Genomic DNA, 14,248 nt, shown 5'->3' with positions numbered 1-14,248 from the left:
AGGTGGAGGGAGCGACAATGAACTGGTTTCGGAACTTGCGGGTGGGCAGCAAGCTGGTGCTGGCGTTTTTGCTGGTGGCGGGCATGGGCGGGCTGATCGGGGCGCTGGGCATACGCAGCCTGGCGGAGATCAACCAGATGACAGAGCGGATCTATACCAAGGATCTGCTGGGCATCAATGCCATTCATGAAGCGAAGGAGGCGCAGCTCAACGTCGGGCGCGCCTACCGCACGCTGGCGCTGGCGGTCACCGCGGAAGAACGCAGCGCGGCACTGGCCGAGGTGCAGCAGGCGCGCGAGGAGCTCGCGGCCAAGATGCAGGTGGCGCGTGGCCTGTACACCACCGAAAAGGGCCAGCAGATGCTGCGCGATTTCGATGCCGTCGCCCGCGAGTTTGACGTCGCGCTCGATGAGTTTCTGCGCGTGCAGCAGGGCCAGCCGCTGCAGGCATCCAGCACGGCGCATGAATTGATGAACGGCAAGCTTGCCGAGCACGGCAAGGGCATGCGTGACCGGATCGACGCGCTGGTCACGCTCAAGGTCGACTGGGCCGACATGGTCTACGGCGAAGCCAATACCCTGTACGCAAACAGCCGCAACTGGCTGCTGGCGGCCGTGGTGCTGGGCGTTGTTCTGGGCATCGCGCTGGGTCTGCTGATTGCGCGCAGCATCACCCGGCCGCTGGGCAGCGCGGTGACGCTGGCCAATGCGCTGGCCGAAGGCCGGCTTGATGATCAGGTGAGCGTGAATTCGCGCGATGAAACCGGCCAGCTGCTGGCGGCGATGCAGCGCATGCAGGCGGCGACGCGGCGCATCATTGACGACATCCGCCAGCTGGTCGGCGCGGCCGAGCAGGGCGACTTCAGCCGCACCATCGATGTCAGCCAGCACAAGGGCTATGCCGTCGAACTCGGGCAATCGCTCAATGCGCTGTCGGAAACCACGCGCGCCGGCCTGCAGGACATCACCCGCGTGGCCAACGCGCTGGCGGCGGGCGATCTGGGTCAGCAGATCGAGCGGCCGTATCCGGGCGTGTTTGGCGAAGCGCGGGCGGGAGTGAACGGCACGGTGGCGGCGCTGCGCAGCATCGTCGGCGATATCGAAGCCACCGTCGAGGCCGCCGCAAAACGTGGCGACTTCAGCCGGCGCATGGCCCTGGAAGGGCGGCAGGGCTATACACTGACGCTGGCCCAGCTGCTCAACCAGCTCAGCGCCACCAGCGAAGACGGCCTCAATGACGTCAATCGTGTCGTGCAGGCGCTGGCGCGCGGCGACCTCAGCCAGCAGATCGACAAGGACTATCCCGGCGCCTTCGGCCGCACCGGGCAGGCGGTGAACGGCACCGTGGCCGCGCTGCAGGCGCTGATCGCCGACATCCAGAATGTGGTCGATGCCGCCGCCAATCGTGGCGATTTCAGCCATCGCCTGCCGGTGGCCGGACGCGCCGGCTTCATGCTGGAGCTGGCCGGCTTGCTCAACAAGCTTTCCGACACCACCGAGGCCGGGCTGAAGGACGTCAACCGCGTGGCCGCCGCGCTGGCGGCGGGCGACCTGACCGAGCGGATCGACACCGATTACGCCGGCCTGTTCGATGAAACCCGGCGCGGCATCAACGGCACCGTCGAGCACCTGCAGCAGCTGGTCGGTGAAATCATTGCAGCGAGCGAGGCCATCAATGGCGCGGCCAGCGAGATTGCCCAGGGCAATCTGGACCTGTCGCGCCGCACCGAAGCGCAGGCCGCTAGCCTGGAGGAAACCGCCTCCAGCATGGAAGAGCTGACGTCCACCGTGAAGCAGAATGCCGACAATGCCCAGCAGGCCAACCAGTTCGCCATCGGCGCGCGCGAGGTGGCCGGCAAGGGCGGCACGGTGGTCGGCCAGGTCGTCGGCACCATGAGCGACATCAGCGCCGCCTCGAAGAAGATCGCCGACATCATCAGCGTGATTGACGGCATTGCCTTCCAGACCAACATCCTGGCGCTCAATGCGGCGGTGGAAGCCGCGCGCGCCGGCGAGCAGGGTCGTGGCTTTGCCGTGGTGGCAGGCGAGGTGCGCACGCTGGCGCAGCGCTCGGCGGCGGCAGCCAAGGAAATCAAGACGCTGATCAACGACTCGGTCGAGCAGGTGGCGGCGGGCTCGCTGCTGGTGAACGAGGCCGGCGAAACCATGCAGGACATCGAAAGCAGCGTGCGCCGTGTTACCGACATCATGAGCGAAATCTCGGCGGCGTCGCAGGAGCAAAGCGCCGGGATTGCGCAGATCAATCAGGCCGTCACGCAGATGGACGAAGCCACGCAGCAGAACGCCGCGCTGGTCGAGGAAGCCGCCGCTGCGGCTGCCGCGCTGAAGGAGCAGGCGCAGATGCTCAGCCAGGCGGTCAGCGTGTTCCGCCTGGCCAAGCAGCCGGCGGTAAGCCTTGCCGCGCCGCGCGTCAGCTCCGGCGCAAACCCGACCCGCGCTGCGGCGGGAGCGCCGGCGCCCCGCAAGGCCGTGAACAAAACGGCTGCCAAGCCGCAGGCCAGAGCGCCTGGTGCGGGCAAGCCCGCCGGCAAGGCCGCAGCAAGAACGACAGCTGGCGCGGAAGAAGAATGGGAGGAGTTCTGAGTCGCTGGCTGCAGAACCCAGGCGCCGCATCCATCACCGGCCGGATAAGCGCCAGCGGTATCCGAGGCAGCGCAAGCTCCGGAAGGCGCTGCGCTTTTCCAAGCCGGGGGCTGAAAGCCTGGCAAGACTGCATCTGCAGGCAGGTATTCCAGCCATGACCTTGCCAGCGAAAGAGGCAGGTAAGCGCTGCTTTACCAGAGTGAAAGAGGTATATGCCTGCAGCCCTTTTATCAATTGGGCTGCAGGGCAATACCCTTGGTGAAATTTCGATGGCAGGTCTGTGCTGCTCAGTGCAGGTGCTGCTGCGGCTGCTCCTGCGCTTCCGGCGGTGGCTCGGTGTGCAGCAATTCGCCATCGGCATTCGGGAAAAAGGGGCTGCCGCAGTCGTCGCAATAATCGGTGGGGAAGGTGTGGTCGTGCACGGTGATGTCACTGACGCCGCATTCGCGCAGCACCGTCTCGATATCGGCCAGACAGTCGGTATGCTCGTCCTCGCCGTCCAGCAGCGGCCAGACCACGCCATGCACGACTTCATTGCCGCGATCCAGCATGAAGCCGATGCGGTATTCCTCCAGCTTGTGCTTGTGGCAGGCGGCGATGGCCGCGCTGATCTGCCGGGCTTCCAGGTTCAGCGTCAGCTGCAGGAAGGCCACGGTGGCGCGCACCGAATAGGCGCGCGCAGCGCGGTCGGCCGAACGCCAGGCGGCGAAATACGCCTGCGGCAGCAGGGCCTCCATCGCGCAGCCGGCAAACACCGGCGTCAGCGCGCTGGCGCCCTGTTTCTGCCATTGCTGCTCGGCCTCGCGGCGCTCGCCGTCTTCTTCCTGCCAGCGGAACAGCGGGCTCCCCAGCGGCGCGGCCACGGCCAGCAGCACATAGCGCACGTCCGACAGAAAGGGCGTGGTTTCCGGCAGCGCCAGCCCGGCCAGCGACAGCGTGCCGTTCTGCGGCGCCAGCGGCGCCAGCTCCTGCAGCAGCTGGTAAGTGGGTGAAAAGCCCTGCGGGAGCTGATCCGGGCTGAACAGGTAATCGATCATCGCGAACTTCACGTTGTGCGCCAGCACATGCGCGCCCAGCTGTACGCGCAGTGTTTGCAGCAGCGAGGCGCCCAGCGCGCCGCTGGGAATCGCATAGCGCGACCAGCTCAGCAAGGGCGCGGCCACCAGCACCACCTGCCAGGGCTGACCGTCGACGCTGAGCTGGGTTGATTCGCAGGCCGTTTCGATCTCGTTGGCCAGCTCGTTCCAGGCCTCGCCGTCGGCTTGCGCCAGACCGTCGAGCGCGGCATTGAGGGTGTCTTCCTCGCCGTCGGCCAGCAGATTGCCCACCACCTCGGCCAGTGCTTCCTGCCAGAATTCGTCCTCGGCGCGCGTGCAGGACGCAGCCAGTCCGGCGGCAAGGCGCAGCAGTTCGTCCACATCGGCGGTGCGGCGGGAGCGGCGGGGTGTGCGGGGGCGTTTCAGCATGGCAGTGAGCGTCAGAGATGATCCGGGTTCCGATTTTAGCACCCGCTTATCGCGCTGGCTTGGCAAGACGCAAGGAAAGCGGTAAAAGCCACGCGCAAACCGCCACCTGATTAGAAACCCTTCTCAGCAAACCACAAAACCTATTGAACCACAGAGACACAGAGGGCACAGAGGAAGCAAAACCCTGAGAATTGCCTGGACGTGCTCCGGTTTTTCTCTGTGTACTCTGTGTCTCTGTGGTTGATTTGGGTTTTGCTGAGAAGTCTTGCTAATCAGGAACTGCCATCCCACTTCGAGAACCGCATGGACAATCCCTGCCTGAGCTGCGGCGCCTGTTGCGCCGCGTTTCGCGTCACCTTTCACGCCTCCGAGCTGGACAGCGAGGGCGGGCGCGTGCCCGACGGCCTGGCCGACCGCGAGGGCCATGACCACGCGCGGCTGAAAGGCACTGACTACGCCAGCCCGCGCTGCCTGGCACTGTGCGGCACCATCGGCGAGAAGGTCTGGTGCGGCATCTACAGCGAGCGCCCCTCGCCGTGCCGCGAATTCGCGCCGCTGGCCGAAATCGGCAATTTCGCCAGCGCCTGCAACCGCGCCCGCGCCCGCCACGGCCTGCCGCCGCTGCCGGTGGTGGATGGGTGATTTGTGCGAATGTATCTGACGTGCCTGTGTTATGGCGCTTTGTGGCTCAGTCTTGCGGTGCCGCGCAGCACCTTTACGTGGCGGAAAGCGCAAAGATGCTTTGCCTCTTTCCTGTGAATTTCAGCGAATCAGTCAGCAACTAGCCTCCCATTCCATTCTGCGAGCAGGGTATTTGCCTCCACGGCTGTCATCCGTTTCATCCCGTGCAGATACCAGACCATGAAGCAGCCAAACAACTGCAACTTTGGTAGGCAGCTGGCGCCCTCATCATCTGTAGCTACGGCGTTGAGTCGAAACAATAGGTGAGCAGGGTTGCCCTGTTCAACAAAGGGCCTTGGTGGTGCTGCCGACCACATATCCAACGGCAGATTAGCCCCGTCTGCGCAGTAGGTGATCGCGGCCAGGGATTCGAATTGTTCAACGCGGAAGATCAGCCACGCATGCGCATCTGACACAGTCTCCTGTTGCAGAATGACTATGCCTTGCAAGCGGTGGAACAACTCCGCCAGTGTGAATAAAGTGTTTTCTGAAGATGTCATCGCCTCTCGCCGGAACTGGGTGGAGATACTGTTCGCCTAACCTGGGTGCCTTAATTGCCTAATGCAGAGATCACAGAAAATGCACTGCCTCGCTGTTGTTGTTGACGAAGCGGTGCTGAGTATTGAGGGGAGTATCTTCCTATTATGGTTTGCCTCACAGATAGAGCATCGCCCGGCCGACCTGCTGCGCGGTGGCGGCGTCGGTGAGCTGCTGCAAGAGCGTCAGCGCAAAGCTCGCCGCCGTGGCCGGGCCGCGCGAGGTGGTGATGGCGCCGGCTTCGACGACGTTGTAGGCGCTGACGGTGGCGCCGCCGTCAACGAGAGCGCCTTCGCAGCCGGGATAGCAGCAGGCGTCGATCCCGTTCAGCAGGCCGGCTTGCGCGAGCACCATCGGGGCGGCGCAGATGGCGGCGACGCGGCGGCCGGCCGCGTGCTGGGCGCGCAGGCGTTCGTGCAGCGCCACGCTGACCAGCAGCGCCTGCGTGCCGGGGCCGCCGCCGGGCAGCACGATCAGGTCCGGTGCGGCGTTCGCGGCCGTGCTGAAGGGCAGGTCGGCGGCCACGGTGATGCCGTGCGCGCCGGTGTGCGCCTCGGCTTCGTCGAGCGCAACGAGACGGGTATCGACACCGCCGCGGCGCAGCACGTCGACAATCGTGATCAGTTCGACTTCTTCAAAACCGGGGGCAAGGTAAACGTGGGCCAGGGCCATGGGGGGTCTCCGTTGTCGGGGCAGGGTGGTCGCAGCATAGCCAGTCGCAGGCCGGGCCGGAAGGGCTGGGCTGTCTTTGGGCTGACGGGGTGTTGCCAATTTCGCCATTCATTCCTGATACGCTGGTGTGTATTGGCGTGTGGCCTTTTTCAGGAAATGGCTATGGCTGTATACCCTGGGGTGTGGCATTCAGGGTGAGTTCCGGCTTGGCAGCAGTGGCGCGGGAAGCCAGCACTTCGGCGAAGGCGCGATGATGCGCGGCCAGGATGACCGGCCAGTCGAATTCCTCGCGCGAGCGTTGCCGGCCGCGGGCGACCAGGCGCGCGCGCAAGTCCGCATCGCCATGCAGGCGGCTGAACTGGGCGAGCAGGTCGGCGGCATCGTCGCTGGCAAAGAGCAGGCCATTGTCATCGTGGCGGATCACGCTCGGGATGCCGCCGCTGCGGCTGGCGAGCACGGGCAGGCCGGCGGCATTGGCTTCGCACAGCACGCGGCCCATGGTTTCGGCGTCGGCCAGGCCGCTGATGCGGTTGATGCTGATGCGGCTGGCCAGAATGAAGCAGTCGCTGGCGGCGAAATAGTGCTGGATTTCCTCCTGGGGCACGCGCCCGGCAAAACGCACGGCCGCCTGCAGATCCAGCGTGGCCACCAGTGCCTCGCAGCGCCGCCGCTCGCGCCCGTCGCCGACCACCAGCAGGTGCAGGCGCGGCTCGATGCGGCGCAGGGCCGGCAGCGCCTGCAGCAGGAAATCGATGCCCTTCTTGGCCACCAGCCGGCAGGCGGTCAGCAGCAGGTAGGCGTCGGCCGGCAGGCCCAGTCGCGCGCGCAGGGCTGCCGCTGTGGCTTCGGCCCGGGCAAAACGTGCGTGATCAACGCCGCCGGGCAGCGTGCGGATGGCGTGTTCGGCCACCCCCTGCGCCTGCAGCAGGCCGCGCGTGTAGTCGCTATTGGCCAGGATCAGCCGGTTGGCGCGGGCGCAGGTCTGCATCAGGCGCTGGCGGCTGTGCCGCAGCAGCGCCTCCAGCCATTCCGGCGCCTGACAACGGCGGTAGAGCCGGTGCAGCGGCCCCTCCAGCAGCGGGTGACTGAGCAGGGTGCTGCCCGCCCGCCACGGGTAGCTGATCCAGGGACGTTGCACGTCGTTGCCGACCGAGCGGCAGACAACCGGCAGGCCCAGCGCATCGGCAAGCTGGCCGTAATACACATTCGAGGCATAGATCAGCTCCGGGCTGAAATCGCGCAGCAGGCGGCACAGCAGCCGGTGGTTGTGCCAGTGCCCGATGCGGCTGAGCACGCGGTGCACCGGATAGCCGCACTGCGCATCGAAGGCGGCGGCAGCGGCGGCCAGCCCGGGCTGGTCCTGCCGGTAGGTGTAGACGGCCAGCGTGCAGCCTTCGTGCAGGAGGCTTTGCGCCAGCGCGACGGCGTGGGTCTGCATGCCGCCAAAGGCGGGCGGAAATTCGGTAAGGATCAGCGCAATGCGGCGGGCGGGCTGGCGGGTCATCGCGGCATCATGCACTTGCCGGCGCGCCCGAGAAAGCCTGTCCTGCCCGGTTGTTGCAGGGCAGGCGAATGGTCATAGCCCGTCTGCTTGATGATCATCAATAATAACTATTTGAAATCAATTTATCATTGGATTTAACTTTGGTCATGCGCCAAGTGTGCAGCCCATCAGCCCATGACCGGAGAAAACCATGCTACCCATGCTCAACGAATTGCTCGACTGCCTGCTGGGCTGGCAGTGAGCGTCCTAGGTTCTGTTGACGTTTTGTTTGCGTTCCCGCTGGAGCGATTTTTGCGCCGAATCAAGGCGTTGTGAGCGCCGCATAACGGCTTATGTCAGCGAAGCAACAACGCAGAGTCGGCGCAAAAAGCGCCCAGCCGGATGTGTTATCAAAAAGCCGGTTTGGCTGTTTTTGGCCTGACCCTGCGTTGCAAAGCCCTCGCATAGAATGACTAAAACGGGCAGCGCAAACAAAACGTCAACAGAACCTAGCTTGACCCACACAGGAGATCGCACCATGGCTAAAAGCAAGGCACCGCAAATCGACATCGGCATTACCGAGCAGGACCGCAAGGCGATTGCCGCCGGCCTGTCCCGGCTGCTCGCCGACAGCTACACCCTCTACCTGATGACGCACAACTTCCACTGGAACGTCACCGGCCCGCAGTTCAACAGTCTGCACACCATGTTCATGGCGCAGTACACCGAGCAGTGGACTGCGCTCGATGTGATCGCCGAGCGCATCCGCGCGCTGGGCGAGCCGGCCCCCGGAACGTACAAGGAGTTCGTCAAGCTGGCCTCGATCAAGGAAGTGGAGGGGGTGCCGCGCGCCACCGACATGGTGCGCCATCTGGTCGCCGCGCAGGAAGCCACGGCCCGCACCGCTCGCAGCCTGTATCCGCTGGTCGAGGCGGCCAACGACCAGCCCACGGCCGACATCGTCACGCAAAGGCTGGAAGTCCACGAAAAGACCGCCTGGATGCTGCGCAGCCTGCTTGAGGAGTAGGCAGGGGCAGGGATGCCGCGCGTTTCGGCTGGCTACTGCCCGCTTGACGGATACGGAATGCCGCGCGCAGGCTATAACTCAGGCGCTTGTCTTTCAATTATTGCCTCCCGAGGAGTCGCCATGTCCGTCCTGTCCCTGAAAACCCTGTTGCTGGCCGCGCTCATGCCGGCCGTTCTGCTGGCCAGCGCCCAGGCCCGCGAGCTTGGCCCGAGCAAGGCCGAGCTGGAGCGCACGTCGAAAGCCGCCCTGCAGCAACTGGAGGCCACCGCGCCAGCCGCCAGGGCGCTGAAAGCAAACGCCGTGGCGGTGCTGGTATTCCCGTCGATCAAGAAGGCCGGTGTCGGTGTTGGCGGGCAATATGGCGAGGGTGTGCTGTGGCGCAATGGCAAGGTGGCCGGTTATTACAGCAATGCCGGCGCATCCTATGGCCTGCAGATTGGCGTGCAGAAATACGGCTATGCGATGTATTTCATGAGCGAAGCCGCGCTGGCGGCGCTGGACACGGCGGAAGGCTTCGAGATCGGCGTGGGCCCCAGCGTGGTGCTGGTCGACGAAGGGATGGCCAAGCAGAAAACCACGACGACGATGAAGGACGACATCTATGCCTTCATTTTCAGCCAGAAGGGCCTGATGGCGGGGCTGGGCCTGCAGGGCAACAAGCTCACGCGCATCGAGAAGTAAGCGCCTTACTGCTGTTCACTTCAACAGCAAATACCGAAAAACAATCAATGCAGCGACGCAGCGGAAAGTAAACAGGCGCTGGTTTTTCTCCGCGTCTTTGCATCACTGCGTTGAATTTTGATTTTTCCCTGGCGCACCGCACGCCACTACCCCGGGCCGCCCGCTTTCGTGCATGGCGGGCCGGGCCTCCGGTACAATCGGCGCACCGCATTTTCCCCGAGTCGCCGTGCGCCTTTCCCACATCAAGCTGGCCGGTTTCAAGTCCTTCGTCGACCCCACGAGCATTGCCGTGCCGGGGCAGCTGGTGGCCGTGTGCGGGCCGAACGGCTGCGGCAAGTCCAATGTGATCGATGCCGTGCGCTGGGTACTGGGCGAGTCGAGCGCCAAGCAGTTGCGCGGCGAATCGATGCAGGACGTGATCTTCAACGGCTCGACCAGCAGAAAACCGGTGAGCCGCGCCTCGGTCGAGCTGGTGTTCGACAATTCGGCCGGCGCACTGCAAAGCCAGTGGGGCCAGTTTGCGGAAATCAGCATCAAGCGCGTGCTGACGCGCCAGGGCGAATCCAGCTACTACATCAACAACCAGGCGGTGCGTCGCCGCGACATCACCGATCTCTTTCTCGGCACCGGCGTGGGCAAGGGCGGCTACGCGATCATCGGGCAGGGGATGATCAACCGCATCATCGAATCCAGCCCCGAAGAGCTGCGCCACTTCCTCGAAGAGGCCGCCGGCGTATCGAAGTACAAGGAACGCCGCCGCGAAACCGAATCGCGGCTGGCTGACACGCGTGACAATCTGGCGCGCGTCGAGGACATCCGCCAAGAGCTGGAGCGCCAGCTCGACAAGCTTGCCGCCCAGGCCGAGGTCGCCGGGCGCTACCAGAGCCTGCGCGAGGCCATTACCGAAAAGCAGAACCTGCTGGCGCTGCTCAGAAAGCTCGACGCCGCGCGCGAGGCCGAGGCCGCCAGGCTGGCCATCGATGCCGCGCAGACGGCGCTGGACGCGCGGCTGGCGGACTTGCGCGGCCACGAGGCGGCGCTGGAAACGCTGCGCGAGGCGCATTTTCACGCCAGCGACGCCGTGCATCACGCCCAGGGCCATCTCTATGACGCCAATGCCGTCGTCGCGCGCCTGGAAGCCCAGTTGCAGCACTTGCGGCAGAATCGCCAGCGGCTCACGCAGGACGCGCAATCCGCGCGCGATGGCCTGGCGCGGCTGAGCGACAGCCTGCGCCAGCTTGAGCAGGAAGGCGAAGACTGGCAGCAGCGCAGTGAAGAGGCCGCCCTGCAGGCCGAAGAAACCGCCATGGCCGCCGAAGAGCTGCAGCTGCGCCTGCCCGAGCTGGAAAGCGCGCAGCAGGAGATGGACGGCCGCTTTCAGGCCGTGCGCGACCGGCATGCCCAGGCGCGCGCCGCCGCGCAGCTGGCTCGCCAGCAGGCGCAGAATCATGCCCGCCAGCGCGAACAGTTGCGCGAACGCCTGACCCGGCTGACGGCCGAGCAGGCGCGCTTTGCCGTCCCGGCAGACGACGGCGACGACGAGATCGAGCTGGCCGCGCGCCGCATGGCGCAGGAAGAGACCGTGCTGGCGCTACAGGATGCCGAAGCTGCCCTGCAGGCCGTCAAGGCCGAGTGGCAGGCGGCCCGCGCCCGGCATGACGAGGCCACCCTGGCCGAGGCGCAATTGCGCGCCCGGCACGAGGCGCTGGCCAGCCTGCAACAGGTGGGCGGTGCACAAGCGCTCCAGGACTGGCTGGCCGCGCAAGGCCTTGCCGATGCCCCCGCGCTCTTTACCCGCCTGCAGGTGGCCGCCGGTTCTGAAAAAGCCGTGGAAGCGGTGCTGGGTATGCGCCTGCAGGCAATTGAGGTAAATGGTTACGGCCATATACCCCCCGTTTCAGCCTGCCTCTGGCAGGCACGCAGTGCTGCCGGTGACGTGCTGCCGGCGCTGGCGGGCTTGCGTCCCCTGCGCACGCAGATTCACGCCGATGCCGCCTTGTCCGCCGTGCTGGATGACTGGCTGGCCGGCGTGTATCTGGCGGATTCGCTGGACGCGGCGCTGGCGCGGCAGGAGGGCCTGGCCGCCGGGCACCTGCTGGTGACGCCGGAAGGCCACCTGCTGAGCCGCCATGCCCTGGCCGCCCATGCCGCCAGCGGCGAGGCGGGCGGGCTGGTCGCGCGCCAGCAGGAGCTGGCGCAGCTGGATGCGGCGCTGGCGCAGGCTGCGGACACGCAGGCCGAAGCTGCCGTGCGCCTGAATGCCACGATTGTGGCGCTCGATGCCGGCGAGCAGGCGCTCGCCGCGTGGCGCAGTCGCGAACAGCAGACGCGCCGCGAGCTGGCCGACGCTGAACGCGAGGCCGCCCGCCGCGATGAGGCCCGTCGCCAGCTGGCCAGCCGCCAGCAGGCCCTGCAGCAGGAATTGCGCCAGCTGCGCGCCCAGCTGGACGAGGAAGAGGCTGCCCTGCGCGCTTGCGAGGACGAAGTGGTGCTGCACGAAGCCGCGCTGGCGCCGCTGGACGAAGAGCTGGAAACGCTCAAGCTGGATCGGGTGGAGAGCGAAACCGCGCTGACGCTGCTGCGCAGCCAGCTGCGCGACGCCGACCGCCGCGCGCAGGAGGCGCGCTTTGCCGTGCAGGCCGCTGCGCAGCGCCTGGCCGAGCAGTCGCGCCGCCGCGACGATCTGCAGCAGCAGCAGGACGAGCTGGCGGAGCGGCTGGCGCTGCTGCTGGAGGAGTTGTCCGGCATCGACGAGGGTGAGTTTGATGTCGGCTTTCAGGAAGCGGTGAATGTGCGCGCCGAGAAGGAGCGTCTGCTCGCTGACGCCCGCGATGCGCTGAACGGCATCGCGCAAAAGCTGCGCGAGGAAGAAGCCGCCAAGCAGCTGCTCGACGCCACGCTGGAGCCGGCGCGCGAGCAGGTCAGTACGGCACGGCTGGCCGAGCAGGAGGCGCGGCTGGCACTTGAGCGTTTTGCCCAGGAGTTGGCTGAAGCCGAGGCCGACGAGGCCGCCCTGCAGCAGAAACTGGAACCGGGCATGAAGGTCGGCGGGCTGGTCAGCGAAATCGGCAAGCTCACGCAGGCGGTCACCGCGCTGGGTGCGGTGAATCTGGCCGCGCTGGCCGAACTGGAGGCCGCGCGCGAGCGTGAGGGCTATCTGCAGGCGCAAAGCGCAGACCTCTATGCCGCGATGGAAACGCTGGAAAATGCCATCCGGCGCATCGACCGCGAAACGCGCGCCTTGCTGCAGTCGACCTATGACACGGTGAACGCCAATCTGGGCGAGCTGTTTCCCATGCTGTTCGGCGGCGGGCATGCCGAGCTGGCGCTGACCGGCGAGGAAATCCTCGACGCCGGCCTGCAGATCATGGCGCAGCCGCCGGGAAAAAAGAACGCCACGATCCACCTCTTGTCCGGCGGCGAGAAAGCACTTACGGCGCTAAGTCTGGTATTCTCGCTGTTCCGGCTCAATCCGGCGCCGTTCTGCCTGCTGGACGAGGTGGACGCCCCGCTGGACGACGCGAATACACTGCGTTTTTGCGATCTGGTCAAAAAGATGGCCGAACGCACGCAGTTCCTCTTCATCAGCCATAACCGGCTGGCCATGGAAATGGCCGAGCAGCTGGTTGGCGTGACGATGCAGGAGCAGGGCGTCTCGCGGGTGGTGGCGGTGGATATTGCCGCCGCGCTGTCGATGCGCGATGCCGCGCCCGCCTGAGCCGGATGATGAGAGGGCAGCATGCCCCACGGATGGAACGCGTTGCCGGCAACCCCGCCGGCAGCGAATTGATGACAAGACCGAAACGCCCTATCTGATATGACCGATTTGCAACTGGGATCGCTGATTGTTGGCGGCGCGATTGTCGCAGCCGTTTATGCCTTCAACTGGTGGCAGGAATACCGCTACCGCCGCGAAGCCGGCAAGGCCTTTGCCCGCAATCAGCCCGATGTGCTGATGGATGCGCCGAAAAACGTCGTGCGCCAGGGCGAGAGCCTGCGCGTCGAGCCGCAGATGGATGCCGCGCACGAAGCGGCGCCGCGCAAGGAGCCGCGCCTGCAGCCTGCCGCATTCAATGATGATGCAGCACTGCCGGACGATGACGACATCCCGCCGCTGCCGCCAGCCATGGCGGCGCGCGTGGCAGTCGAGCCGCCGCGTGCGCCCGCTGCGCCACGCACGCCGACTACCACGACCGCCCAGTCCGAGGTCGACGGCGACCGCGAAGAGCTGGCCAGCAGCCTGCTTGACCCGGCGCTGGACTTCGTGGCCGAAATCCATGCCGGCGAGCCGGTTGTCGCCGGTGAAGTGCCGCCGTTCCCCGCCGCCAAGCGCGTGCAGGTGATCGGCCGCACGCTGCAGGATCACTGGGAGCTTGTGCAGTCCACCAGCCGCAGCCGCTACACCGAGCTGCGCGTGGGCCTGCAGCTGGCCGACCGTCAGGGGCCGGTGACCCCCGAGCAGCTCAATGCCTTCACCATGGGTGTGCAGCAGTTTGCCGACAGCATCGAGGCCAGCGTCTCCTACCCGCAGCGCAGCGCCAAGCTGGCTGCCGCACAGGATCTCGACGAATTCTGCGCCAGCGTCGACGTGCTGATCGGCCTGAACATCCTTGCCGTCGATCGCCCCTTCCCGCTGGAAAAGGTGCGCCTGCTGGCCGAGCAGGCCGGCATGGTGCGTGGCGGCGATGGCGCTTTCCATTACCGCAGCGATTCGGGCAAGACGCTGTTCACGCTGGCCAATCAGGACCAGACCCCGCTGGGCATGACCTCGACGGCGCTGACGCTGCTGTTCGATGTGCCGCGTGTGGCGGGCGGCCTGGCCGTGTTCGACCACCTCAGCGAATTCGCGCTGAACCTGTCGGCGTCGGTCGGCGGCAATCTGGTCGATGACAACGGCAAGCCGCTGACGCAGTCCAGCATTGCCAGCATCAGCAAGCAGCTGGCCGGCATTTACGCCCGCATGGATGATCGCGGCATCGCGCCGGGGTCGATGGCGGCGCTGCGCCTGTTTGCCTGAACGTTTTTCTGAATCTGATCGCAAATTGCAAGCCGATTGGCAAAACGCTTCAGCAAAACCCGAATCCACCACAGAGGCACA

10 protein-coding genes are annotated in these 14,248 nt (G+C 65.8%); 6 read left to right on the top strand and 4 right to left on the bottom strand.

All coding sequences use genetic code 11. The features are described from left to right. Positions 1 to 17 precede the first annotated feature (17 nt). Positions 18 to 2,603 carry a methyl-accepting chemotaxis protein gene (locus C515_RS24885; RefSeq protein ID WP_051304594.1) on the top strand — a complete coding sequence of 862 codons (2,586 nt, stop codon included), beginning with the start codon at positions 18 to 20 and terminating at the stop codon, positions 2,601 to 2,603. 287 nt (positions 2,604 to 2,890) lie between these two features. Here the strand turns inward: C515_RS24885 and C515_RS0103515 are convergent, their stop codons facing one another. Beyond that, entirely contained in the window at positions 2,891 to 4,069 is a 1,179-nt protein-coding gene (locus tag C515_RS0103515) for a DUF2863 family protein (RefSeq protein ID WP_051304593.1), read from the bottom strand. 303 nt (positions 4,070 to 4,372) lie between these two features. Here C515_RS0103515 and C515_RS0103510 point away from each other — a divergent pair, with 303 nt between their 5' ends. Continuing rightward, a complete protein-coding gene (locus C515_RS0103510) occupies positions 4,373 to 4,711 on the top strand; it encodes a YkgJ family cysteine cluster protein (protein ID WP_051304592.1) in 339 nt (112 codons plus the stop codon). Between the two features lie 128 nt (positions 4,712 to 4,839). On the opposite strand, the gene C515_RS0103505 is transcribed toward C515_RS0103510, so the two are convergent. The 3 genes from C515_RS0103505 to C515_RS0103495 all read right to left on the bottom strand — a co-directional run bounded on the left by C515_RS0103505 (position 4,840) and on the right by C515_RS0103495 (position 7,463). Then, entirely contained in the window at positions 4,840 to 5,250 is a 411-nt protein-coding gene (locus C515_RS0103505) for a hypothetical protein (RefSeq protein WP_028454403.1), read from the bottom strand. 154 nt (positions 5,251 to 5,404) lie between these two features. Continuing rightward, positions 5,405 to 5,959, bottom strand: coding sequence for a DJ-1 family glyoxalase III (locus C515_RS0103500; protein WP_028454402.1), 555 nt, complete (start codon positions 5,957 to 5,959; stop codon positions 5,405 to 5,407). Between the two features lie 160 nt (positions 5,960 to 6,119). Beyond that, positions 6,120 to 7,463 (bottom strand): glycosyltransferase family 4 protein, encoded by a 1,344-nt coding sequence (locus tag C515_RS0103495; RefSeq protein ID WP_028454401.1) that lies wholly within the window; start codon positions 7,461 to 7,463, stop codon positions 6,120 to 6,122. Positions 7,464 to 7,980: 517 nt separating this feature from the next. Here C515_RS0103495 and C515_RS0103490 point away from each other — a divergent pair. The 4 genes from C515_RS0103490 (at position 7,981) to C515_RS0103475 (ending at position 14,167) form a co-directional block, all read left to right on the top strand. Next, complete coding sequence (locus tag C515_RS0103490; RefSeq protein WP_028454400.1) at positions 7,981 to 8,469, top strand: Dps family protein; 489 nt, start codon at positions 7,981 to 7,983, stop codon at positions 8,467 to 8,469. Between the two features lie 120 nt (positions 8,470 to 8,589). Beyond that, positions 8,590 to 9,150, top strand: coding sequence for a lipid-binding SYLF domain-containing protein (locus tag C515_RS0103485; RefSeq protein ID WP_028454399.1), 561 nt, complete (start codon positions 8,590 to 8,592; stop codon positions 9,148 to 9,150). Between the two features lie 226 nt (positions 9,151 to 9,376). Beyond that, entirely contained in the window at positions 9,377 to 12,868 is a 3,492-nt protein-coding gene (smc, locus tag C515_RS0103480) for a chromosome segregation protein SMC (RefSeq protein WP_028454398.1), read from the top strand. A 99-nt stretch (positions 12,869 to 12,967) separates the two neighbouring features. Then, positions 12,968 to 14,167: a cell division protein ZipA C-terminal FtsZ-binding domain-containing protein gene (locus tag C515_RS0103475; protein WP_028454397.1), complete on the top strand. Its 1,200-nt coding sequence runs from the start codon at positions 12,968 to 12,970 to the stop codon at positions 14,165 to 14,167. The last annotated feature ends 81 nt before the right edge of the window (positions 14,168 to 14,248 follow it).

Origin of the sequence: Chitinilyticum litopenaei DSM 21440 (assembly GCF_000428145.1) — a bacterium.
Classification (GTDB): domain Bacteria; phylum Pseudomonadota; class Gammaproteobacteria; order Burkholderiales; family Chitinibacteraceae; genus Chitinilyticum; species Chitinilyticum litopenaei.
This window is presented reverse-complemented; position numbering and strand designations above follow the sequence as displayed.